This window comes from Rhizobium sp. SYY.PMSO (genome assembly GCF_046840415.1).
GTDB lineage: Bacteria > Pseudomonadota > Alphaproteobacteria > Rhizobiales > Rhizobiaceae > Rhizobium.
This window is the reverse complement of sequence record NZ_CP177351.1, coordinates 1-20,400: the sequence shown is the minus strand read 5'-3', so window position 1 is coordinate 20,400 and position 20,400 is coordinate 1. Positions and strand designations below refer to the sequence as shown.

Sequence of the window (20,400 nt, the reverse complement as noted above, 5' to 3'; positions counted from 1 at the left end):
ATGATGAATCGCTTCGCCAGCGCACTGATTGCCGAAGGAACATGGCCACCGGAACGGCTGGATGCCGACTACAATGCGCGTGCCACCGTCGGCGACCGCTTTCCTGACGAAATGCGGGCCTATCGCGAAACTTCGGACGAGGCGCGCGGCGCGTGGCTCCGTTTTGCCGATATCGTCTACGACCGCAAGAGCGGCCAGACGCTCGATATTCTCGGACCCGAAACCGGCGACGGGTTGCGCCCGGTCTTCCTCTTTATCCATGGCGGCTACTGGCGGGCTCTGTCCAAGCACGATTCGGCAATGATGTCCGGGATGCTGGCCAAGGCCGGCATCATGACCGCCGTCGTCGATTACGATCTTGCGCCGGCCGTCACCCTTTCCGAAATCGTCCGCCAGGTGCGGGCCGCCCTCGCCTTCCTCTGGCAAAATGCCGCCCGCTACGGCATCGATCGCGATCGAATCCATATCGGCGGCAGTTCTGCCGGGGGCCATCTCGCCGGCATGTTGCTCGCCGGCGGCTGGCACGAAGACTTCGGCGTCCCGGAAAACGTCGTCAAGTCGGCTCTGCCCATGAGCGGTCTGTTCGAGCTTGCGCCGCTTGCCGCCAGCTTTCCGCAGGAGTGGCTTTCGCTCGACGCGCGGCAAGTGGATGACCTGAGCCCCATCCGGCATCTGCCGCGGCTCGGCTGCGCCATAGTGGTCGCCTGGGCGGAGAAGGAAGCTCCAGGTTTCAAGCGCCAGTCAACCGCATTCGCCGAGGCATGGACAGATCTCGGCTATCCGGTCCGGATGCTCGAAGTGCCGGACCGCAATCACTTCGATATTCTCATGGAATTGCGAAGCGAGAAGACGGCTCTTTCTCGAGCTCTGTTGACGATGGTGGGCGGCTGAAGCTCGCCCGTTTAGCACCGTCCTCGACATGAGCGGCCTGCGAGGCCTTTTTCCGCCTCCCGTCATGGACATCGCCAACTTTCTGGCCGAAGAAAGCCGCTCGGTCGGCTGCAGCACGACGGCGCTCCGGGCAACCGGAGCGCCGCATCTTATCTCGAGAAGAGAACGGCGCCCTCACTCTATGAGATGCGAGATGTTCTTGACGATCGTATAGTGAAGAATGCCCTCGGCTCCGCCCTCGCGGCCAAGGCCGCTTTCCTTGACGCCGCCGAACGGCGTTTCGGCACGGGATGCTTCCAGCGTGTTGATCGAGACATTGCCGGCTTCCAGGCCCCGCACGATCCGATCGACATTGGCGGCGGAACGGGCAAATCCATAGGCGGCCAGCCCGAAGGGCAGCGCATTTGCTTTTTCAAGCGCCTCATCGAGGGAACGCACCGGGTTGATCAGCGCCAATGGGCCAAAAGGCTCTTCCCGCATCGCACGCGCATCGTCAGGCAGTTCGGCCATCGCCGTCGGCGCGAAGAAGTAGCCGCGCTTTTCCAGCCGATGGCCTCCGCACAGAACCTTGGCGCCCTTCGCGCGGCCATCGTCGACCAGCGCCTGCAGCGCCTCGATACGACGATCGTTGGCCACGGGCCCCATCTGCGTGTCCGGATCGAGGCCGTCGCCGACCTTAATGGATTGCGCCTTTTCCACGAAAGCCTTGGTGAAGCGCTCGTAGACGCTCTCATGCACGAAGAAGCGCGTGGGCGAGGTGCAGACCTGACCGGAATTGCGATATTTGCGGCTGGCGCTGGCGATACCGGCGGCGACGGGATCGACGTCGTCACAGACGATCACCGGAGCATGCCCTCCGAGTTCCATCAGCGCCGGCTTCATATGGCGTGCGGCGATCTCCGTCAGGTGCTTGCCGACGCCGGTGGAGCCGGTAAAAGCGATCATCCGGATTTCGTGACGCGGAATCAGGAACTCGGATATTCTGGCGGGAATGCCGAATACGAGGTTCAGCACGCCTGTCGGCAGGCCGGCGTCCTCAAAGGCCCTGGCAATGTGCATCACTCCGCTCGGCGTTTCCTCCGAGGCTTTCATGATGACGGAGCAGCCGGAGGCGATGGCACCTGCGATCTTGCGCGCCGGCTGGCTCATCGGGAAATTCCACGGCGAGAAAGCCGCGACCGGGCCAATCGGCTCATGGACGACGGCATAGCGGATGCCAGGCTCGCTCGGGATGACGCGGCCATAGAGCCTGACGCATTCGCCTGCGTCCCATTCGAAGAACTCGCAGCCGCGAATGACCTCGAGCCGCGCTTCGCTGAGCGACTTGCCGTTTTCAACCGTGATGGATCGGGCGATATCCTCGATGCGCTCGCGCATGAGGGCGGAGGCCTTCAGGATGATTTCCGACCGCTTCCATGGCGAGGTGCGGCTCCAGAGCCGGAAGCCCTCGGCCGCGGAAGCAAGCGCATCCTCGAGATCCTGCTGGCTGGCAACGGCGACGGTTCCGATGACATCTTCGTTCGCCGGATTGATGATCGGCAACGTCTCCGCCGTCTTTCGCCACTTGCCACCGATGTAAAGCGGAACGTCGGCATTCATCGTCATCTGGGCACCTCCCCCACGCGAAAAGAACTGAATTTTCAAGCCCGCCGGCTGGATGCCTCCATGGATGCAATTCATTCGATCATATAGCAATCCACATAAATCGAATGAATTCATATCGAAATCAGATAAGTCGGAACGGGGGCGGGAATTGCCGTTGCGGCACAGCGTTCGGATGCCCCTGCCCCTTGCGCTCGCACGTTCCGGGACTTCAGCGCGGCGGGCCATCGATCGTCCTGCCGGCGGTGACGACAGGCGCGGAATGCAGTGCCGAACGAAACGGCCTGTCTCCTCAAATGCCGGTCCAGCCATGTTTGCGCCGGCGCCCTATCCGCGATAGAGCAGGTTTCCGCCTGATCTGCCGCCACGGCGGCAAGGGCATGAACGCAATTCATCGATACATGGAACGGATATGAGCGACCAGGACGACGACTACATCTACGACGAGGCAACCGGCGAGTGGCGGCCCGCTTCCGAAATCGCTGCGGAGAAAGCCAAGGCCGCGGAGGCCCGCGATGCGTCCGGCAATGTGCTCGCGGACGGCGATTCCGTCGTCCTGATCAAGGACCTCAAAGTCAAGGGTGCCGGCCAAACGCTGAAGCAGGGAACGGTCATCCGATCGATCCGGCTCACCGATAATCCGGAGGAGATCGACTGCCGTCACGACACGATCAAGGGCCTGGTCTTGCGCACCGAGTTCGTGCGCAAGCGCTGAGATCGCCCAGCTAGCCAGCTACCCGACCTCTGCGACGCGACGGCCCGGGGCTCCGGCAGGCGACAGCCATTGCTTTCAAAACAGCGGTTAGGCACTGTAGCCGCCGATGCGGATATCGAATCGATGATTCCCGGCGGTGCCGCGCGCCTGCCGGGTCATGCCGGTCGCCAGCCTTCCGTAAGGTGTTTCGCATTTTTCTGTAAAGTCACGCGAGGTCTGGCACCGTAACCTACATGTCTCATTTGGAGGAAATGAGACACGCAAAGGTATGGAGGAGTTTACCTTGGCAATGATTGCAGAGGAAAATACAGGGCGCTTACCCCCCGAAGACGAAAAACTCAGCCTTGGCGCCAATCTCGCTTATGGGCTTCAGCATGTTCTCACCATGTATGGCGGCATCGTTGCCGTTCCGCTGATAATCGGTCAAGCGTCGGGCCTTTCGCCGGCCGACATCGGCCTGCTCGTAACAGCTTCGCTGTTTGCCGGCGGCCTGGCAACGATCTTGCAGACGATCGGGATACCGTTCTTTGGCAGCCGCCTGCCCCTTGTGCAGGGCGTATCTTTTTCCGGCGTCGCGACCATGATCGCCATTACCGGGCATGGGGGCATTCAGTCCGTCCTCGGCGCGGTCATTGCGGCGTCACTCATCGGCCTCGTCATCACACCCGTATTTTCACGCGTCACGCGCTTCTTTCCGCCGCTCGTTACCGGCATCGTCATCACGACCATCGGCCTCACGCTCATGCCGGTGGCCGCAGGCTGGGCCATGGGCGGCAACAGGAGCGCGCCGGATTTCGGCAGCCAAGCCAATATCCTGCTCGCGGCGGTGACGCTTCTGATCGTCCTGCTGCTCAGCAAGCTCGCAAGCGCCGCCATATCGAGGCTTTCGATCCTGCTTGCCATCATCTTCGGCACCGGCATTGCCTATGTGGTCGGCATCGCTGATTTCTCACGCGTGGCGAACGGGCCTTTCGTCGCGCTACCGCAGATTTTCCACTTCGGGTATCCCGTCTTCGACACCGCCGCGATCATTTCGATGTGCATCGTTATCATGGTGACGCTTGTCGAGACCTCCGCCGACATCCTGGCCGTCGGTGAGATCGTGGGAGCCAAGGTCGACGCCCGCCGGCTTGGCGACGGCCTGCGCGCCGATATGCTGTCGAGCATCCTGGCTCCCGTGGTCGGCTCCTTCACGCAAAGCGCCTTCGCGCAGAATGTCGGCCTTGTGGCAGTGACCGGCATCAAAAGCCGATTTGTCGTGGCGACCGGCGGCCTCTTTCTCGTTGCCCTCGGATTGCTGCCTGTGGTCGGCCGTGTCGTTGCGGCGGTGCCGAGCTCGGTTCTTGGCGGAGCCGGCCTCGTTCTGTTCGGAACGGTGACGGCAAGCGGCATCCGCACCCTCGCCAAGGTCGACTACGACAACAACATGAACCTGATCATCGTAGCGACCTCGATCGGGTTCGGGATGATCCCGATCGCATCCCCGACCTTCTACGAGCATTTTCCCGCGTGGGTCATCACCATTTTCCACTCCGGCATCAGTTCCGCAGCCCTGATGGCGATCACGCTGAACCTGCTGTTCAACCACCTGAAGGTCGGCAATTCCGACCAGCAGTCGGTTTTCGTTGCAGGAACGGAGCGCCTGATCCGGTATCAGGACATCGCCGTTCTTCACGACGGCGACTATTTTCTGAACGGCAAGCTCTACGACGCCAAGGGTTCGGAGGTTCCCTTGGTCCCTGCGGAAGCGCATTGACCGAACCGGCTGCGACGGCTTGAAAGCGTCATGACGCTTTCAAGCCGTTTTCTTTTTACAATTCCTGCGGCACCCGGTTTCCCGCACCATCGAAAAGATGAATCTTCGTCTGGTCTATGCTCAACGTGATGGTCTGTCCCGACCGGACGTCGATACGATCGCGAAGCACGATTGTCGCAGTCCGATCACCTATCTTCACGACCAGCATCGTCTCGGCGCCCGTCGGCTCCACAAGTTGAACGGTCGCGGCGACGCCGTGCCCGGCATCCGATAGCGCAAGATGTTCGGGCCGGATGCCGTAGCTGCGGATATCGGCGTGGCGTGTGCGAACCGGCAGGGGCAGCGCGGTGCCGTCGTCAAGCACGAAACGTCCATCCTCGGCCCTGCCGCCAAAGAGATTCATCGCCGGGGAGCCTATGAAGGTTGCGACGAAGGTGTTCGCCGGCCGGTCGTAGAGTTCCAGCGGTCGTCCTACCTGCTCGATACGGCCGGCACGCATGACGACGATTTTGTCGGCCATCGTCATGGCCTCCACCTGATCGTGCGTGACGTAGACCGTCGTCGTCTTCAGGCGCTGGTGCAATTGCTTGATCTCGGCGCGCATGGTCACGCGAAGCTTGGCGTCGAGGTTGGACAAGGGCTCATCGAACAGAAATACCTTCGGGTGACGCACGATGGCGCGTCCCATGGCGACGCGCTGCCGCTGGCCGCCCGAAAGCTGCTTGGGCAGCCGGTCCAGCAGCGGCTCCAGAGCCAGAATGGCCGCAGCCTCGCGAACGCGCTGCGCAATCGCTGCCTTGCCCTGTCCCTGCAGCTTCAGGGCAAACCCCATGTTTTCCTCAACCGTCATGTGGGGATAGAGGGCGTAGCTCTGGAAAACCATCGCAATATCGCGCTCTTTGGGGGGCACGTCGTTGACCACGCGGCCGCCGATCGTGATCTGGCCGTCGCTGATGTCCTCGAGTCCCGCCAGCATACGAAGCAAGGTCGATTTTCCGCAACCGGACGGACCGACGAGCGTAACGAACTCGCCGTCTTCGATGTGGACGGAGACACCATGGATGACGGACGCGGAGCCGTATTGCTTATGCACCTGATCGATTGCGACGGATGCCATGATAATACCTCCCTATCAGAGTTCGAGCTGCCAGACGCGGGCAGAAAGGACGACGCCCTCGGCGGCGGACAGGCGCGCGGCGCGCGCCTCGGCACATCCCGGCAGGCGTTTCGTTCCGGTCCAGCGGCCGCTATCGGCAAAAACCTCGATCGACCCCGCGTCCAGGAAGATGCGCAGATGCGAAGGACGCGCACCGGCGGCCAGATAGCGGGGCGAGGCCTTGCCGTCCCGCCGGTCGAAGAGGATTTCCAGGCCATCCGTGCCGAGCCGCAATCCGAGATCGACCTCCGCATGGTCGAAGTACAGTTCGAACGATCCGCCGGCAGCCGAAAGGTCGAGTTCGATTTCGATCGCCCCGTTTTCAAACTCCAGGCGGTCGCCGCTGGCCAGCCGGCGGCTGTCGAGCAGTGACTTGCGAAGCCCCTCGATGCCCTCTACGGGCGGGGTCAGGACCGCCTCGCCATTCCACAAAAGACGCCGGGGCAAGGTCATTGCGGTCGGAAAATCTTCCTTCTTCGAAACGTCCGTCCAGTTCGCCAGCCACGCGAGGCCAACCGGCCCGTCACCATCGACGAAAGCCTGGAACGCATAAGCATCGGAACCGAAATCCAGCTCCTGCTCCAGTTCCGGCAGGAAATGGCGCCCATCGAAACGGCCGACCGTGATCGACGTCATGTTGCGGCGGCCCGTTGCAGGATCACGACTGGTCAGCAGACCGAAAATGAGAGCCCAGCGCGTTTGGTCCTCATCCACTGGCCCCAGCGGCACCATGCACGGGCATTCCGCCGCCGTCATGCCGTACCGATCCTCGCGGTGCAGCGGCCCCAGGAAGGTCCAGCCGTCCGCTCCCTGCGGGTCCGATGTTTCATAGAGAAGCACGACGCCGCCAGCCTTGTCGCGGCTGCCGAGCAGCATCTTCCAAAGACCGTCCGGTCCCTTGAATACATAGGGATCACGGAAATCCTGGGTAAGATCCAGCCCTTCAGGGCGGGCCGGCAGGATGATCGCGGCAGTTTCAGCGGAAAGTTCGTCGCGGCAGAGGGCGGAAAGCTGGATCTGCTCCTCAGGCTTGCGATCACGCATCTGCTCGGTGAAGAAGACGCGGATTTCCTCTCCGTCGCGTCCGGCGACAGGGATTGCGGAACCGGAGAAGGCGCCGCCGCGGCCGTCGGCGCGCTCGGAAAGTTCGGAGGCCGGAAACAGGAAGATCGGCAGGTGCTTCCAGCGGAGGTAATCCTTCGAAACGGCATGTCCCCAATGCATTGTGTTCCAGCGCGGACTGTGCGGATAATGCTGGTAGAAGAGATGCACCCGCCCGCCGAAGCGGCCGAAGCCGTTCGGATCGTTCATCCAGCCGAAGGGGGGCCGGAAATGATAGCCGCTTGCCAGCGCGGGCGAAGCGTTTTCTTTCGCATGACGGAGAAGCTGGATACCCTCCTCGAGCACCCGCGCCGGATCAAACGCATAGACGACCGAGATGGCGACATCCGAACCGTTATAACCGAGTTCGGCTCGTCCTCCGGCAGGCAGCGTGATTTCGTGGAATTCGAACTCCTCCGTTCGGCCCGTGACGATATCGGCGACGTTCGCGCCGTCGATCCTGAGCGAGAGCGTGGCCGTCCGATCCGGTCGGCGCGCCTTCAGCCAAAGATGAATGACGGACCCCGCGCCAAGTTCGGCATCGATCGTCTCGAATTCGGGCGGGGTGGTTATTGCCTGGCTAATCATCCATCAACCTTTCACGGCGGAGCCGATAAATGAGCTCACGAACCAGCGCTGGAACGCCAGATAGAGAGCAAGAATGGGGAGCATCATCAGGACCGAAGCCGCCATGGCGCGATCCCAGTAGATGTTGTCCTGGCCGAAGAACGTGGCGATGGCGACGGAGATGGGTCGCGCATAATCCGTCTGCGTCACCAGCGTCGGCCAGAGGTATTGGTTCCAGCTTTCAATGCCCATCAGGATGGACACGGTCGCGAGCGCCGGAAGGCTGAGCGGCAGATAGATCGAGCGGTAGATGCGAAAGACGGACGCGCCATCGATTTCGGCAGCCTCGTAGAGTTCCTTCGGAAGCTGGGCGAAGAACTGGTAGAACAGGAAAATATATAGCGGGCTTGCCACCCACGGCAGGATCTGCACCGCGAAAGTATCCGTCATTCCGGCGCGCGACATCATGACCACGAGCGGCATGATGATGCTTTCCTGCGGGATGATGTAGAGCGCCACCACGAGCGACAGCAGGATCGCCTTTCCGCGCAGCGATCCCCATGCCAGGACGAAACCGGCCATCGAATTGATGACGAGCCCCGAGCCGACGGTGATCGCAAGGATCAGCAGCGAATTGACGAGATACCGCCCGAACGCAAGCTCGCCGGAAAAATGGGCAATCTCCCGGAAGTTCGCCAATGTCGGCTTCGAAACCCAGAAGGCGCGAAAGCTGCCCATATCCGCGAGGATCTGGAAACGGTCGTCCTTGAGGCTGGCTATGAGCAGCATGAACAGTGGCGAGATCACCACGAGCGCGATGATGAAGATGCAGACGGTCTGCACGATGCGCAGGGATCTCTTGCCGGAACGCGCGGCGGGCAGGGATCGGGGAAGAGCGATATCAGACATCGAAGCGCCTCAGCAGTTGGCGTTGGAGCAGCGCGATTGCGAGCACGATGACGAACAGGATGACGGAGACGGCCGAGGCATAACCGAGCTTCTGCTCGCCGAAGCCGGACCGCACCATGTAATGAACGACCGTTTCCGTGCTTCCCTTCGGGCCGCCCTGGGTCAGGATGGCGACCTGGGTGTAGAGCTTGAAGGCCTGGATGGTGGTGATGACCAGGACGAAGACATGGGTCGGCCGGAGGCCGGGCATCGTCACATGCCAGAAGCGGCCGAAAGCATTGGCGCCATCGATCCTTGCGGCATCGTAGAGTTCGTCGGGTATGCCCTGCAGACCGGCGAGATAGATGATCATCTGGAAGCCGTAAGCCTGCCAGGCGGACAACAGTACGATGGAAAACATCGCCCAGTTGGGATCGCCGAGCCAGTCGATCGGCTGGATGTGGCCGGCGGAGAGAAAGCCGACGATCTGGTTGAGCGGCCCGCTCGGATATTGAAAGAGCGTGCTCCAGACGACGCAGACCACGACCATGGAGGTGATGGCGGGCAGGAAGAACATGCTGCGAAGCAGATTGCGGCAGGGGATCTTCTGATGCAGCAGCAATGCGGTGGCGAAAGCCATGCCGCACTGGACCGGAAGCACCCAAAGCGTAAAGCGCGATACGTTCCACAACGAGGTCCAGAACAGCGGGTCGTTGAAGATGCGGATGAAATTCTGCAGTCCGATGAAACGGACGGGCGTCGGCCTCGGCACCAGCGGCTGATTGGTCATCGCCGTCCAGAAGGACAGCAGAAATGGGGCGATCAGAAAGCAGGCCAGCAGCAGAACCGCCGGCGCAATCATCGATATTTCCTGAATCAGCCGCCCGGGATCGCGGCGCGTGCCGGGACGCAATCGACCGGCAACCGGCGATTGTTGCATTGTCATGGTCTCCTCCTCGCAATGTTCGGGTTCACGACGCAGCCCTTCGGGGCCTGCTCTGCTGCAAGCCCCGAATGCCTGAAATCATTGCTGGGCGTCGAAGGGCGGATAACCGGCGTTGTCGTCGATATCCTCGTCGATCTTCCGGGCGGCCTCGGACAGGGCTTCCTTGACGTCGCCGCCATTGAAAACCTTGTCGACCGCCTGCATGAAAGCCGATGTAATGGCAGGGTAGGCAGGGTGCGGCGGGCGGGCGACCGCCGTCTTCGATGCCTGTTCGAAGGCGACCGCCATGGCTCCGCCCGGTGCGTAAAGCGGCGAGTCCGCGGCAAAGCTCTTCAAGCCCGGAAAAGCCGATTCCTGCTTGGCAAAGTCGCGATATTCCTTGTCTTTCAGCAGAAAGCTCAAGAATTTCCCGGCGACATCTGGATGTTCCGATGTCTTGGTGATGCCCCATATCCAGGTCCCGTTCGGGCTCGCGCCCTTGTCACCCAGTTTCGGCAGAGGAATGACGACGATATCGTCCTTCATCGCGGCGGCCGCTTCGGCATAGAACCAATGGCCGCCGAGTGCGAGCGCTGCCGGCCGGCCTTCGGCGTAGAACTGGTTGGTCCCCGACGAGCCCGGAACGACCCAGCCGTTCTTCACCCAGCTCTGCATCATGGACAAGGCGCCGACGCATGCGTCGCTGTCGAGGGTCCCGGCCGCCTTCCATGTCTTGCGGTCGATCAGATCGCAGCCGGCGCTTTCCAGCAGCGGACTGTAAGCATAGGTGACCCACTCCGTCTTGATGCCATAGCCACGGAAAATATCGATCGGCCATTTCACGCCATCGAGCTTGGAAAGCTTTTCGAGGTAGCCTTCGAACTCGGCGCGCGTCCAGGCATCGTCAACCGATTTCGGGATACGGGCACCGATCGCCTCCAGATATTTCCTGTTGCCATAAAGCACGACGGACGAATCCGTCAGACCGACGGCATAGAGATCCTTGTCGATCGGATAGGTTCCCTGGGAGATATTGGATGCCGTCATGTCATCGATGATATCCTTGTCGATCAAAGGCTTGATCGGCTGCAGATAACCCGACCAGACATAATTGGCGAGAAAGGGGGCATCGATCTCCATGATATCGGGAAGCTGCTTGGACATGACCGCCGCACTGAACTTCTCGTTATAGGCGTCGTGCGGCGCGTAGATGAAATCGACGTCGACATCGGGGTTGGCGTCTTCAAAGCGCCTTGTGACATCGGCATATGTCTTGACCCAGCCGGGATCGCCCTGATGCATCATGTGAATGACAGTCTTTGCATCGGCGAGACCGGCGGTTGCCGCCAGCGAAGCCGACGATAGAAGCAGCATAAGTAAACGTTTACCCATAATATCCTCCTCCTTTGTCGGATATGGTTTCAGGAAAGTTTTTTCAGACGGAAGACCGCTCCACGAGCTGGAACGGCAATTTCAGCAATTCGGCCAGGCTCTTTTGTCCGTCGAGCAGAATTTCAGCGGCAAGGCGGCCCATTGCCCGATGCGGAAGGGCCATGGTTGTCAGCGGCGGATCGAGACGGGATGCGATTTCGACCTGATTGTCGAAACTTGCGACGGCTACGTCATCGGGAATGGCGGCTCCGACGCGCCGAAGCGCCGCGTAGACCTCCATGGCGACGCGATCGTTGCCGCACAGAATGGCATCCGGGCGATCGGCCGCAGCCATCAGAGCCGAGACATGCGCCAGGACCAGGCTGGGCGCGCGATCGCTGTATGTTGCCCGCCGGACGGCCGGAAGGATGGCGGCGGGCAAAAGTCCCGCTTCGGCCAGTGCCGTTCGAAAGCCCTGCTCGCGCAACTCGCCGGCCAGAAGCCCCGGAAGGTTTATGAAGGCGATCCGCTTCCGGCCGGCAAGCAGCAGATGGCGCGTCACCTCAGCCGCTGCCGCCTCTTCGTCGGGCACCAGCGCCGTCACCCGACCGGTGGCCTCCCGGCAATTGATCATGACGCCGACGCTTTTGGAAAGTTCCGGCGGCAAGGCTACCGTCTTGTGGTACATGGCGGCATAGGCGATGGCGCGCGGACGGAACCGGCGAACCTCCTCCAGAACCGATCCGACATCGCGGCTTCCATTGAGGTTCATGGCGAATACCGCCATTTCCGCCGTTCGCGCCGCGCCATCGAGACCGCGAATGATTTCCGTGGCGAAGGGAGAGGTGATGAGTTCGTCGGCAACGACACCGATCAGCGGCAGCCACCCTTGCCGGACGCCGCGCGCGGCCAGATTGGTGACATAGCCGAGCTCTTCGGCGATTTCCTTTATCCGTGCCCGCGTATCGTCGGACATGCGAGCCGATCCGCCGTGCAGCGCACCGGAGACGGTCTTTATGGAGACCCCTGCCCTTTCCGCAATATCCGATAGCGAAGCCGCCAACCTCATTCCTCCTTGGGTTATCGATTACCCAATAGCGTTACTCAGGCCTGTTTGTCAACCGCGCCGATGGAACGCCCCGTCGCACAGCTTCATGTCCCTCCCCGGCTGAGGCTTTCAACACTTCTGATCATGCTGGCTAGTTGTTCAGTGCCGGAAAAATGACGAGCGTAGCGCTTCGTGCATCCCATACGAGCCGAAGAACCGCAACGCAGGTTCTTCAGCGGCAAGCCATCCCTGCGCAGGACAGGGATGAAGATATTGTCAAACGGCCCGTCCTCCGGTCTTTCCAGGGGGCGAAACCATGCGGCCCATGCGGCACTCAATAGGAGGCGAGCAGATTCGCCCCGAAATCCGGCTGGACGCCAAGGAGCGGTGCAGCGTGACTGATGATGTCGTGAACCATGGGAGCGGCCGTTTCGGTAGCTAGGTTCAGATTGTGAAGACCTGTCAATGGCTGGTCAATGAAGGCCAGTACAACATACTTCGGATTTTCCATCGGAAAGGCGGCGAGAAAGGAATTGAAGCTCAGCTTGTGGGAGTAGACGCCATGGATCACCTTGTTAGCGGTGCCCGTCTTGCCGCCTACATGGAAGCCGGGGACATCGGCCGTCTTGCCGGTGCCCTGCTCGCCGTTTAGCTTGAACAGATATCTGATGGCATCGCTGGTGCTCTTCTTGACGATAGGCCGTTCGGTCTTCTCGGCCTCTGCCTGCGTGCGTTCGAGGAACGTTGGCTCGATCAGCTCGCCACCATCGATGAGCGCAGCTCCGGCAACGGCAGTCTGCATCGGCGTGGTGGCGACGCCGTGGCCGAAGGCTATCGTAATCGAGTTGATCTTCTTCCAAACCTTCGGCTGGTACGGTGACGCCACTTCGGGCAGCTCCGTCTGCATCTTGGACAACAGGCCGAAGCGCGTCAGATAGCTCTTCTGGATATCCATGCCGACCTTCATCATCATCTTGGCAGTGCCGACGTTCGATGAGTAGCGGAAGATTTCGGGGATCGAAAGAACGCGGCGCGGAACGTCGCGGTCGTCGTGGATAGTAAAGCCGCCATAGTGCAACGGGGTGCCGGCATCGAACGTGTCGCTCAGCTTAACCGTTCCGGTGTCGAGGGCCATCGCAATCGAGAAAGTCTTGAACACAGAACCCATTTCGTCGGTGCCGTTCGACATGCGATTAAGCCAGCCCTTGACGTCTGACTGTGGATCGTTGGGGTCGAAATCGGGCACCGATGCCATGGCGAGCACTTCGCCGGTATGGATATCCAGGATGACTGCGCCGGCAGACTGGCCCTTATATCTTCCGATTGCGTCTTCCACTACATCATGGACGATATTCTGGACGCGCAGGTCGATGGAGAGCCGTACCGGCTCCAGCGTGTCACGGCTGGTCAGGCCGGTGGAATCGAGATCCGACAGGCCCTGCATATCGAGATACTTCTCCATGCCGGCGACGCCATGATTGTCGATATCGACATAGCCGAGAATATGCGCGGCGGTGCGCCCGCCAGGATAGAAGCGCTTCACCTCCGGTCGGAAACCGATCGCCGGAATGCCAAGCGCGAGAATATCGCTCTGCTGCTTCGGCGTCAGCTGACGACGGAGCCAGGCGAAATGGGAGCGATGGTCGGCCAGCTTCTTGTAGAGCGATTTACGGTCGATATCGGGAAAGACGGTGGCGATCTTTTCCACCGCCTCGTCCGGATCGACCACCCGGTTGGGCTCGGCGAACATCGACACGGTGCGAATGTCGGTGGCGAGCAGTTCGCCGTTTCGATCGACGATGTCGGGGCGCGCCGCGGTCACATGCTCGGGCGGGATGGACGATGTATCGGCTTTTGGCTCCATATCGAAATAGGTAAGCCTGGCGAAAATCGCGGCATAACAAACGATCAACCCGCCGCCGAGCATCATAATTCGGGCTTTGGTAAGCTTGGATTGGCCGACGGCTCGCGCAGGCGGGCGTTGGCGCCACCCTGGGCCAAAGGTTAGTCGAATGAGGCGACCGCTGTTTGCACTTAAGGCGTGAATAATCGACATTACCGATTTTTTCGCTGAGATTGGAAGAGCGATGCGCTCCTCGATTAAGAATCTTTAAACTTAAGTTGGTTAACAATGAACTAATGCTAAGACCCTCTTAGCACCGCACCATCGGAAAGCCAGCGTTCCGGTCCGGCATAATCGACGAGATGCTAAGATCGAATAGCGGCGAGGCGAAGGCTGCTATATTCCGATGGACGCCCGCCCAAAACGCCGCATGGTTGCGAAAGCCTTCATCCGAGGCCAACCTGATCCGGCGACGGAAATTTGCAGAACCGTGGCGGACGAGAATGCGCAGAGATCATGCCGGACGAAATCGGGCGCCATAATATCGTGGCATATGACAACCCCTTCACCGCATCCGCGACGGGAGTCACCTGCCGAAGCGCGGGCTCGATACCACCGCCCTGGATCATGATCCGCATCGCGGGATCAAGCCGAAAAATCCGGTGCCTTTATCGTCTTTGACTGTGCGATGCCACGCGTTGTCAGCGCCGTACCGCACCAAGCTGCCCGTAGTATCGTTGTCATCGGCGCAGTCGACGAAATTCGCGAAACAACTTTGAGCGAGTAGGGCGACCGGAGCCGATTATGGCGCATGGCGAACGACTACGCCGTATAGCATTGCTCGCGCATCGATGCTCCGGCTCGCCTCCTCGGACGGCCCGCTTTGATTCTCGGTATTACAGAACGCCGAGCGCGGCCCTCATCGGCAAGACGATGGAAGCTGCATCGGCCTTCTGTCCTTATGGTAATTTCCAACGACAATATTTCCGGCTGCCCTGCTTTCTGTAGCCGGCGCGCGATGAGTGCGGTTGAAAAGTTGTCCGCGACAGTTAGTAGGGTATGGGAATGAAATTCGAGCGGGACGATTGCACTTCGCTAGAACAGCAAGACATGCATTCAAAACCCTGACAGCTGTCAGGGTTTTCCAGCCGAAGCGAGCGGTTGGGTATATAAGCGATTTCAGCTTTGCTGCATGGCTCCTCCCTCAATAAGAGCTTGCGGTATATCCTACGGCAGCAAAAAACCTGACAGCTGTCAGGGTTTCAAGCCTGTCGAAGAATAGGTTTTCAGACGCGAAACTCTCGGCTTTAATCCAGCGAACGACCTGAAAGGATGGGGCGCTTGCCAATGGCTGCCGAATTTCTCATAACCGAGACCGAGGAGTGGCTGGTCAGCCATCGGATGGATTCCGCCCTTCCCGGCTACCTGATCGTCGCTTCCAGAACGTCCGCCAGTGATCTGTCCGATTTATCCGACAAGGCGTTGCGCGAGATCGGTCCGCTGCTGGCATTGGTGCAAACCGTCCTCCGTTGGGAGCTGCGGGCAGGACGCGTCTATATCGGTCGATACGGGCACCAAGCCGGGCACTCCTTCCACTTTCATGTCATCCCGATTTACGGCTGGGTCGAGGAGCTGTTCTGGCAGGACGAGCGATATCGAACGCTTCGGCAATTTACGGATGACGTCAGCCCGGAAACAACGGATGGCGCGGAGCTGACCCTGTTCGTTTGGCGTGAATTTTGCGAGCGCCTCCAACCGCCGCCAATCGAAGGCCCGACAGTTCCCGAGGTCATCTTACTGTTTCGAAACATCATGCATGCTCGATCTTTGCCGATCGATACTTGAAAGCGGGCGAAATCCATCGATACGCCCGTCTGCACCCAGCCCATGGTCGCAACGACCGCAATGCGCAACAGTCCAATTGTTTGCTGCGCAAATCGGCAATTTTGCTTGACTTATCGCAGCGACTGTCGTGCAATATCGCCTGTAACCGCCCTTTATCTTAGTCTGTATGCGTCAAATTTCACAGCATGTAGATATTTGATTTTCCAAGATAATTTTCCTTTATTGAAGCTATCTTCGCATTAGCTTCCACCAGCCATACAGCGCCAAACTGGTCTGTCTGAGGGGACGATGGCCGTATCGGTGACGATGCCGGATGTGGTCGTCAATCGCATGTAATCAACGCGCAAATGCCCGGTCCAACCGCGTTCCATGCATTCCTTTTCGGGGCGGGAACACCGTATTCACTCTACAAACAGCCCCGGCCATGAGAGAGCAGTATACCAGGATCGACAGCGGATCGATCCGATCATCCTCCTCCCAAAGAGCGGTGGGATCCAGATCCTGCCAGGGTCATACCGCCCGCACATCCTTTCCCTGTGCCCGTAATTCCATGAGATCATTACAAAATTGTAAGGGAGCTATTCATTTTCGGTTAAGTCTCGGTAGCGCATCAAAGTCTGGCGTAAACACGCAGCATCAACCCCAATGCTTACGAGGCTCACATGAAAAACCTGTTTCTCGCTTCCGCCATTGCCCTGGTATCGGTAGTTGCCGTCAGCGCTCCCTCCCAGGCTGCTCCGTTTCACCGCCATCATGAGAAGTGCTTCGTGAAGTCTGTGAAGCACAAGGTTCACGGCCATTGGGTCATCCGCAAGGAACGCGTTTGCCGTTAATCCCGCATCCGCATTCAAGCCGCCGATAGCATTCGACGGCAAACCGGACGGCCATAGCTGAGTAGATCCGCTGTGGCCGTATCGTTTCACGGGAAACCTTCGGCCTTACGTTGCTTGCGTCAGCTCCATGACGGTCGAGATCGACACAGAGCGTAAGAACAGCGGGCTTGCATCGAAAGCCAAATCTCAAAGTCTCCTGACAAGGCTTGCGCTTGCCGTATGACCGGCACCGCCGTTTGCCCGAAGCAATGCCATAAGGGCAGGACCCAAGGAGAATTCACCCCGCCCCGCTTTTATCGAGAGATCACGAAGATAGGCGCCGGCAGATTTGATATGTCCCGACCGCTGCAGAATGCAAGCCATTGTTACAGCTGCGTTTTCTTGTCCCATCATCCGGCAGGCATCCTGGTAGGCTCTGGGACTGATACCCAGCATCGAACGCACCACGACGGCAGCGGACATCAGATCTCGCCAGTTGTTGATGATACCCAACGGGCCGTAAGAGCCAATTTCCGGGCAAGCCTTCAGCACCAGATCGAGGGGAAAGACCTGCATGGTTTCCCTGTCGAGCTTCTGTTGCGATTTTTCGGCCAGCTCTTTTTCAACGCTTGCTTCAGATTCAGAGATGGATTCTGGATTTGAATTCTGTATGTGGCGCTCACTATGAGCATCATTGGTGCTATAATTCGAGCTTTTTACCTGCATTTCCAAAAGGTTGATGATTTCGCTCCGTAGGAGCTCCATATCGCGGAGGATCGAAACGATTTCTGCCGTTTTGGGAGCGCGCGGAATACGATCGAGGAGCTGAGCAAAGCACTCTTCGATGAACGTCCAGTTGCCTGTAGCCCCTTCTTCGATTGCCGCTGTAATCAGCTTGCGAATGTCGCGCCGGCAGATCGTAAGGGTTTCTTTGGCACGGCGAAGAGCAAAGCGGTCCGCGACCACCTGCTGTGCCATACCAGCCAGTTCGTCAGCCCGCCAAAGAAGCGGGGAAATATCGAAGCCGAATGCGCTTTCGATCGCGCCGGCCCTGTCCTTTCTCGCATAACGCTTGCCGTTGGCGCTGTCCCGCCGAAGAATAAGGCCAGCTTCGACGAGAAGGGCGAGATGCCTGCGAAGCGTTGCGCCGGCGATGCCGTGAGCCCGCAATGTCAGTTGTGCGTTGGAGGGAAAGACGACGAGCTGAGCATCCCGGCGAAGCTCGTTATCGGGGTAAAAGCTCAACAAGGCATTGAGCACCGCCAGGCTGCGATCTTGCAATCCCAACAGTTCTCGCGCCTCGGAAGCGTCGCGAAAGACTTTCCATTTGTCGGCCGACGCGGCCCGACCTGCCTCGGCCGCCGCAATTTGCCGCCGCACCAAGGCAAGCGCCACCGACCGCCGCCCAAAAGGCGTCGTTACACTTCCATTCTCCATTTCTTTCACCTTCAAACAGGCAAAAGAAATCCGCTCACCGAAAACGGTGCCAAAAACTCTTGACTAGGATTCGAGGAAATGCGATTCTTCAGTTGCTACATTGAAGAGAAGGCTTCCACGACGGCAACGTTTGGGGGGCCTTTTTCTTTTGCTGGGCTTCCTTTCCAATCAAAAAAGCCTGACAGCTGTCAGGAATTAGGGTTGCTTTGCCGGCGAGAGAAGCGCTCGACCAGGTCGGGCAGTTCCTCCTCGACGAATTTTATGAATTCCGTACCCAGTGCTCCTTCTGCCGAAATTCGAACCTCTTTCGGCAAGATCATGCAGGCACCGAACCTTGTTCCCGACGCGTCGGAAATAGGAATTTGCGTGTTGTGCGGAGTGGAGCGCGGTTTGACCGCATTCAGCGCCAGCTGAAATCGCTCGTCCGATGTTTCGTGATCCTTGCGCGTTCCGGACAGAATTGAACGCACGGCCGGCAATGCGTCCGGCTGTGCGGAAATCGTCCTGGCCAATTCCAGCCATCGCGGCCGGCCGATCTTGGGCGCTCTCCCGATCGATTCGATCACGTCTGCGGGGATTGTCCGATAGACGTTGCGCATTCGCGCAAGCTCCGCATCCTCGATCGAGAGCGCCGCATAAATATGCCGCGCCTTGATCCCGGCATCGTCCATGCGTGCGGCAAAGAGGGCGCGTTCGATCCAGGTCAGATCTTGCCGGCTGGCATTTTCGATCCCCTGCGCAAGGACAAGATCGAGATCGGATATCTCGACTTCTATGGCGCGGACGGCGCGGCCAAGTTCAAGGGCCGCACGCCATCTGCGATGGCCGTAGATGACCTGATAGCGATCGCTCGAAGATGGATGCCGACGGACCTGGATAGGAACCTTCTGGCCTTCTTCTTCGATGGATCGCTTGAATCTCTCGAATTCATGGAGATCGTCATCCGGCAGACGGTCCGGATAGGGGGAGGGATCGATGATATGGGGATCGAGGTCCTGAATCCAGCCGCCACCGGATTCGACGATCGCCCGCAGCCGATCGCGTTCGGCCCGTATATCGCCGATGGCGCGATGCGCAGCACCGATGACGCCCGCTCCAACACGACCGGGCTGCGCCGGGGCAGGGGCGGGCGAAGGCTGACTGCCGACTGTTTCCTCACCTTCCAGCTCGGCGGAAAGAAGGCCGAAACTGGCGACGATGGATTTTCTCGGACTTTTGCTCATCCTCGCCCCCAGCTTGAATTGATGAGATGCACGATCGCTTCATTGACCGCGTCGACCGACTCGCGGGCGCGCTTATGCGTATCGCGACCGATCTGGCCCATTTCGAGTTCGTAGATCGAGCGCTTGGCAAGCCCCGCAGCCTCGACTGCGGTGCTTTCTATCGCGGTCGGCAAAAGAACGTCGGAGCCGAAAAGATGGCGCAACAGCGCCACGACCTGTGACTGGGGCGCATCGTTCGGATCGTGCCGCGTAACCAGATAACGAATGAAATCCTGATCGAGCTGGGCGCCGCTCTCGTTGAGGACACTGATCAGGTCGCCCATCATGAGCAGAAACTGGCTCATCGACGCGACATCGAGCATGGCAGGATGGACCGTGATGATCATGCTCGTGGCCGCATAGATCGCACTCAGCGTCAGGAAGCCGAGCGACGGAGGCGTGTCCAGGATGATCACGTCGTAATCCGACTCGATCTCCGTCAGCGCCAGTTTCAGGCGCTCGAAGAAGATGGCGCCGGAGCCCGATTTCTGGGCCAGAACACGAGGGGTCTCATGTTCGTACTCCATCACTTCCAGATTGCCGGGAATAAGGTCGATACCATCGAAGTAGGTCTTGCGGATGATATCGCGAATCGGGCGCCGCTCGGATGCTTCATATCGCAATGCCGCATAGATGGTTTCATTGGCGCCGACGTCGATTTCCGGCTGCGCGCCGAACATCGCCGAAAGCGATGCCTGCGGATCGAGGTCGAGGGCGAGGACGCGATAGCCGTGCAACGCAAGATAGTGTGCGAGATGGACGCAGGTGGTCGTCTTGGCGCTGCCGCCTTTAAAATTGGCGATCGCCAGGATCTGCAGATGCTCGCCCGGGCGGCGGCGCGGCAGGAAGCGAAGGGCGTCCGCCGGCTTCTGTTTGGCAAAGAGCTCGCGCAATTCATTGATCTGGGCGAGCGTGTAGACGCGGTGATTGTTCTCCAGGCGGCTCGGTGTCGGCCCTCTTCCTTCGCTCGACATCAGCTTCAAGGTCGAATCCGGGATCGATGTCAGCTTGGACACTTCGTTTGTCAGGAACTGGCGAAGCATCTTTTCAGACTTCGGCGGATACATCCGCGTTCTGAGCTGCTGGAGCTGCCCCGACAATATCGTCGCATGGCGCGCAATTTTGCTGCCTGCGTTTTCCTTGGAAGGAGCTATCGTCTCCGCGCGGTTTGCTATCGCCAT

At 59.6% G+C, this 20,400-nt stretch carries 15 protein-coding genes and 1 pseudogene; 5 read left to right on the top strand and 11 right to left on the bottom strand.

Annotated elements, in window-relative coordinates:
• Entirely contained in the window at window positions 1–891 is an 891-nt protein-coding gene (locus ACJJVH_RS26905) for an alpha/beta hydrolase (RefSeq protein ID WP_412066621.1), read from the top strand.
• Between the two features lie 174 nt (window positions 892–1,065).
• Here the strand turns inward: ACJJVH_RS26905 and ACJJVH_RS26900 are convergent, their stop codons facing one another.
• Window positions 1,066–2,490, bottom strand: coding sequence for an NAD-dependent succinate-semialdehyde dehydrogenase (locus ACJJVH_RS26900; protein WP_412066970.1), 1,425 nt, complete (start codon window positions 2,488–2,490; stop codon window positions 1,066–1,068).
• A 415-nt stretch (window positions 2,491–2,905) separates the two neighbouring features.
• Here ACJJVH_RS26900 and ACJJVH_RS26895 point away from each other — a divergent pair, with 415 nt between their 5' ends.
• Window positions 2,906–3,208, top strand: a complete 303-nt coding sequence (locus ACJJVH_RS26895; RefSeq protein WP_112794586.1) for an alkylphosphonate utilization protein — start codon at window positions 2,906–2,908, stop codon at window positions 3,206–3,208.
• A 283-nt stretch (window positions 3,209–3,491) separates the two neighbouring features.
• On the top strand, window positions 3,492–4,964 hold the full coding sequence (locus ACJJVH_RS26890; RefSeq protein WP_412066620.1) for a nucleobase:cation symporter-2 family protein: 1,473 nt from the start codon (window positions 3,492–3,494) through the stop codon (window positions 4,962–4,964).
• A 55-nt stretch (window positions 4,965–5,019) separates the two neighbouring features.
• Here the strand turns inward: ACJJVH_RS26890 and ACJJVH_RS26885 are convergent, their stop codons facing one another.
• The 7 genes from ACJJVH_RS26885 to ACJJVH_RS26855 all read right to left on the bottom strand — a co-directional run bounded on the left by ACJJVH_RS26885 (window position 5,020) and on the right by ACJJVH_RS26855 (window position 14,076).
• The gene (locus ACJJVH_RS26885; RefSeq protein ID WP_412066619.1) at window positions 5,020–6,081 is read right to left on the bottom strand and encodes an ABC transporter ATP-binding protein; all 1,062 of its coding nucleotides are present in this window, start codon (window positions 6,079–6,081) and stop codon (window positions 5,020–5,022) included.
• A gap of 15 nt (window positions 6,082–6,096) precedes the next feature.
• On the bottom strand, window positions 6,097–7,809 hold the full coding sequence (locus tag ACJJVH_RS26880) for a GH32 C-terminal domain-containing protein (RefSeq protein WP_412066618.1): 1,713 nt from the start codon (window positions 7,807–7,809) through the stop codon (window positions 6,097–6,099).
• 3 nt (window positions 7,810–7,812) lie between these two features.
• A complete protein-coding gene (locus ACJJVH_RS26875; RefSeq protein WP_113404558.1) occupies window positions 7,813–8,697 on the bottom strand; it encodes a carbohydrate ABC transporter permease in 885 nt (294 codons plus the stop codon).
• Window positions 8,690–9,622: a carbohydrate ABC transporter permease gene (locus ACJJVH_RS26870; RefSeq protein WP_113404559.1), complete on the bottom strand. Its 933-nt coding sequence runs from the start codon at window positions 9,620–9,622 to the stop codon at window positions 8,690–8,692. The genes ACJJVH_RS26875 and ACJJVH_RS26870 overlap by 8 nt, the downstream gene beginning before the upstream one ends.
• Before the next feature lie 78 nt (window positions 9,623–9,700).
• Window positions 9,701–10,993, bottom strand: coding sequence for an ABC transporter substrate-binding protein (locus ACJJVH_RS26865; protein ID WP_412066617.1), 1,293 nt, complete (start codon window positions 10,991–10,993; stop codon window positions 9,701–9,703).
• A 43-nt stretch (window positions 10,994–11,036) separates the two neighbouring features.
• The gene (locus tag ACJJVH_RS26860; protein WP_412066616.1) at window positions 11,037–12,041 is read right to left on the bottom strand and encodes a LacI family DNA-binding transcriptional regulator; all 1,005 of its coding nucleotides are present in this window, start codon (window positions 12,039–12,041) and stop codon (window positions 11,037–11,039) included.
• A gap of 313 nt (window positions 12,042–12,354) precedes the next feature.
• Window positions 12,355–14,076 carry a peptidoglycan D,D-transpeptidase FtsI family protein gene (locus ACJJVH_RS26855; protein ID WP_112794593.1) on the bottom strand — a complete coding sequence of 574 codons (1,722 nt, stop codon included), beginning with the start codon at window positions 14,074–14,076 and terminating at the stop codon, window positions 12,355–12,357.
• 1,128 nt (window positions 14,077–15,204) lie between these two features.
• Here ACJJVH_RS26855 and ACJJVH_RS26850 point away from each other — a divergent pair.
• Complete coding sequence (locus ACJJVH_RS26850; protein WP_412066615.1) at window positions 15,205–15,708, top strand: HIT family protein; 504 nt, start codon at window positions 15,205–15,207, stop codon at window positions 15,706–15,708.
• A gap of 662 nt (window positions 15,709–16,370) precedes the next feature.
• The gene (locus ACJJVH_RS26845; protein WP_412066614.1) at window positions 16,371–16,541 is read left to right on the top strand and encodes a hypothetical protein; all 171 of its coding nucleotides are present in this window, start codon (window positions 16,371–16,373) and stop codon (window positions 16,539–16,541) included.
• Window positions 16,542–16,727: 186 nt separating this feature from the next.
• Here the strand turns inward: ACJJVH_RS26845 and repC are convergent, their stop codons facing one another.
• The 3 genes and pseudogenes from repC to repA form a co-directional block, all read right to left on the bottom strand.
• Window positions 16,728–17,957, bottom strand: a complete 1,230-nt coding sequence (gene repC / locus ACJJVH_RS26840) for a plasmid replication protein RepC (RefSeq protein WP_412066613.1) — start codon at window positions 17,955–17,957, stop codon at window positions 16,728–16,730.
• Window positions 17,958–18,145: 188 nt separating this feature from the next.
• Window positions 18,146–19,180, bottom strand: coding sequence for a plasmid partitioning protein RepB (gene repB / locus ACJJVH_RS26835; RefSeq protein WP_113436986.1), 1,035 nt, complete (start codon window positions 19,178–19,180; stop codon window positions 18,146–18,148).
• Window positions 19,181–19,182: 2 nt separating this feature from the next.
• Window positions 19,183–20,330: pseudogene (gene repA / locus ACJJVH_RS26830) on the bottom strand (plasmid partitioning protein RepA); the annotation flags it as partial.
• Between the last annotated feature and the right edge of the window lie 70 nt (window positions 20,331–20,400).

Bases quoted from the DNA above. Each gene is read 5' to 3' on its own strand.
- ACJJVH_RS26885 (WP_412066619.1), bottom strand. From the start codon at position 6,081: ATGGCATCCGTCGCAATCGATCAGGTGCATAAGCAATACGGCTCCGCG.
- ACJJVH_RS26905 (WP_412066621.1), top strand. From the start codon at position 1: ATGATGAATCGCTTCGCCAGCGCACTGATTGCCGAAGGAACATGGCCA.
- ACJJVH_RS26845 (WP_412066614.1), top strand. From the start codon at position 16,371: ATGAAAAACCTGTTTCTCGCTTCCGCCATTGCCCTGGTATCGGTAGTT.
- ACJJVH_RS26855 (WP_112794593.1), bottom strand. From the start codon at position 14,076: ATGTCGATTATTCACGCCTTAAGTGCAAACAGCGGTCGCCTCATTCGA.
- ACJJVH_RS26880 (WP_412066618.1), bottom strand. From the start codon at position 7,809: ATGATTAGCCAGGCAATAACCACCCCGCCCGAATTCGAGACGATCGAT.
- ACJJVH_RS26870 (WP_113404559.1), bottom strand. From the start codon at position 9,622: ATGACAATGCAACAATCGCCGGTTGCCGGTCGATTGCGTCCCGGCACG.
- ACJJVH_RS26875 (WP_113404558.1), bottom strand. From the start codon at position 8,697: ATGTCTGATATCGCTCTTCCCCGATCCCTGCCCGCCGCGCGTTCCGGC.
- ACJJVH_RS26865 (WP_412066617.1), bottom strand. From the start codon at position 10,993: ATGGGTAAACGTTTACTTATGCTGCTTCTATCGTCGGCTTCGCTGGCG.
- ACJJVH_RS26900 (WP_412066970.1), bottom strand. From the start codon at position 2,490: ATGAATGCCGACGTTCCGCTTTACATCGGTGGCAAGTGGCGAAAGACG.
- repC (WP_412066613.1), bottom strand. From the start codon at position 17,957: ATGGAGAATGGAAGTGTAACGACGCCTTTTGGGCGGCGGTCGGTGGCG.
- repB (WP_113436986.1), bottom strand. From the start codon at position 19,180: ATGAGCAAAAGTCCGAGAAAATCCATCGTCGCCAGTTTCGGCCTTCTT.
- ACJJVH_RS26860 (WP_412066616.1), bottom strand. From the start codon at position 12,041: ATGAGGTTGGCGGCTTCGCTATCGGATATTGCGGAAAGGGCAGGGGTC.
- ACJJVH_RS26895 (WP_112794586.1), top strand. From the start codon at position 2,906: ATGAGCGACCAGGACGACGACTACATCTACGACGAGGCAACCGGCGAG.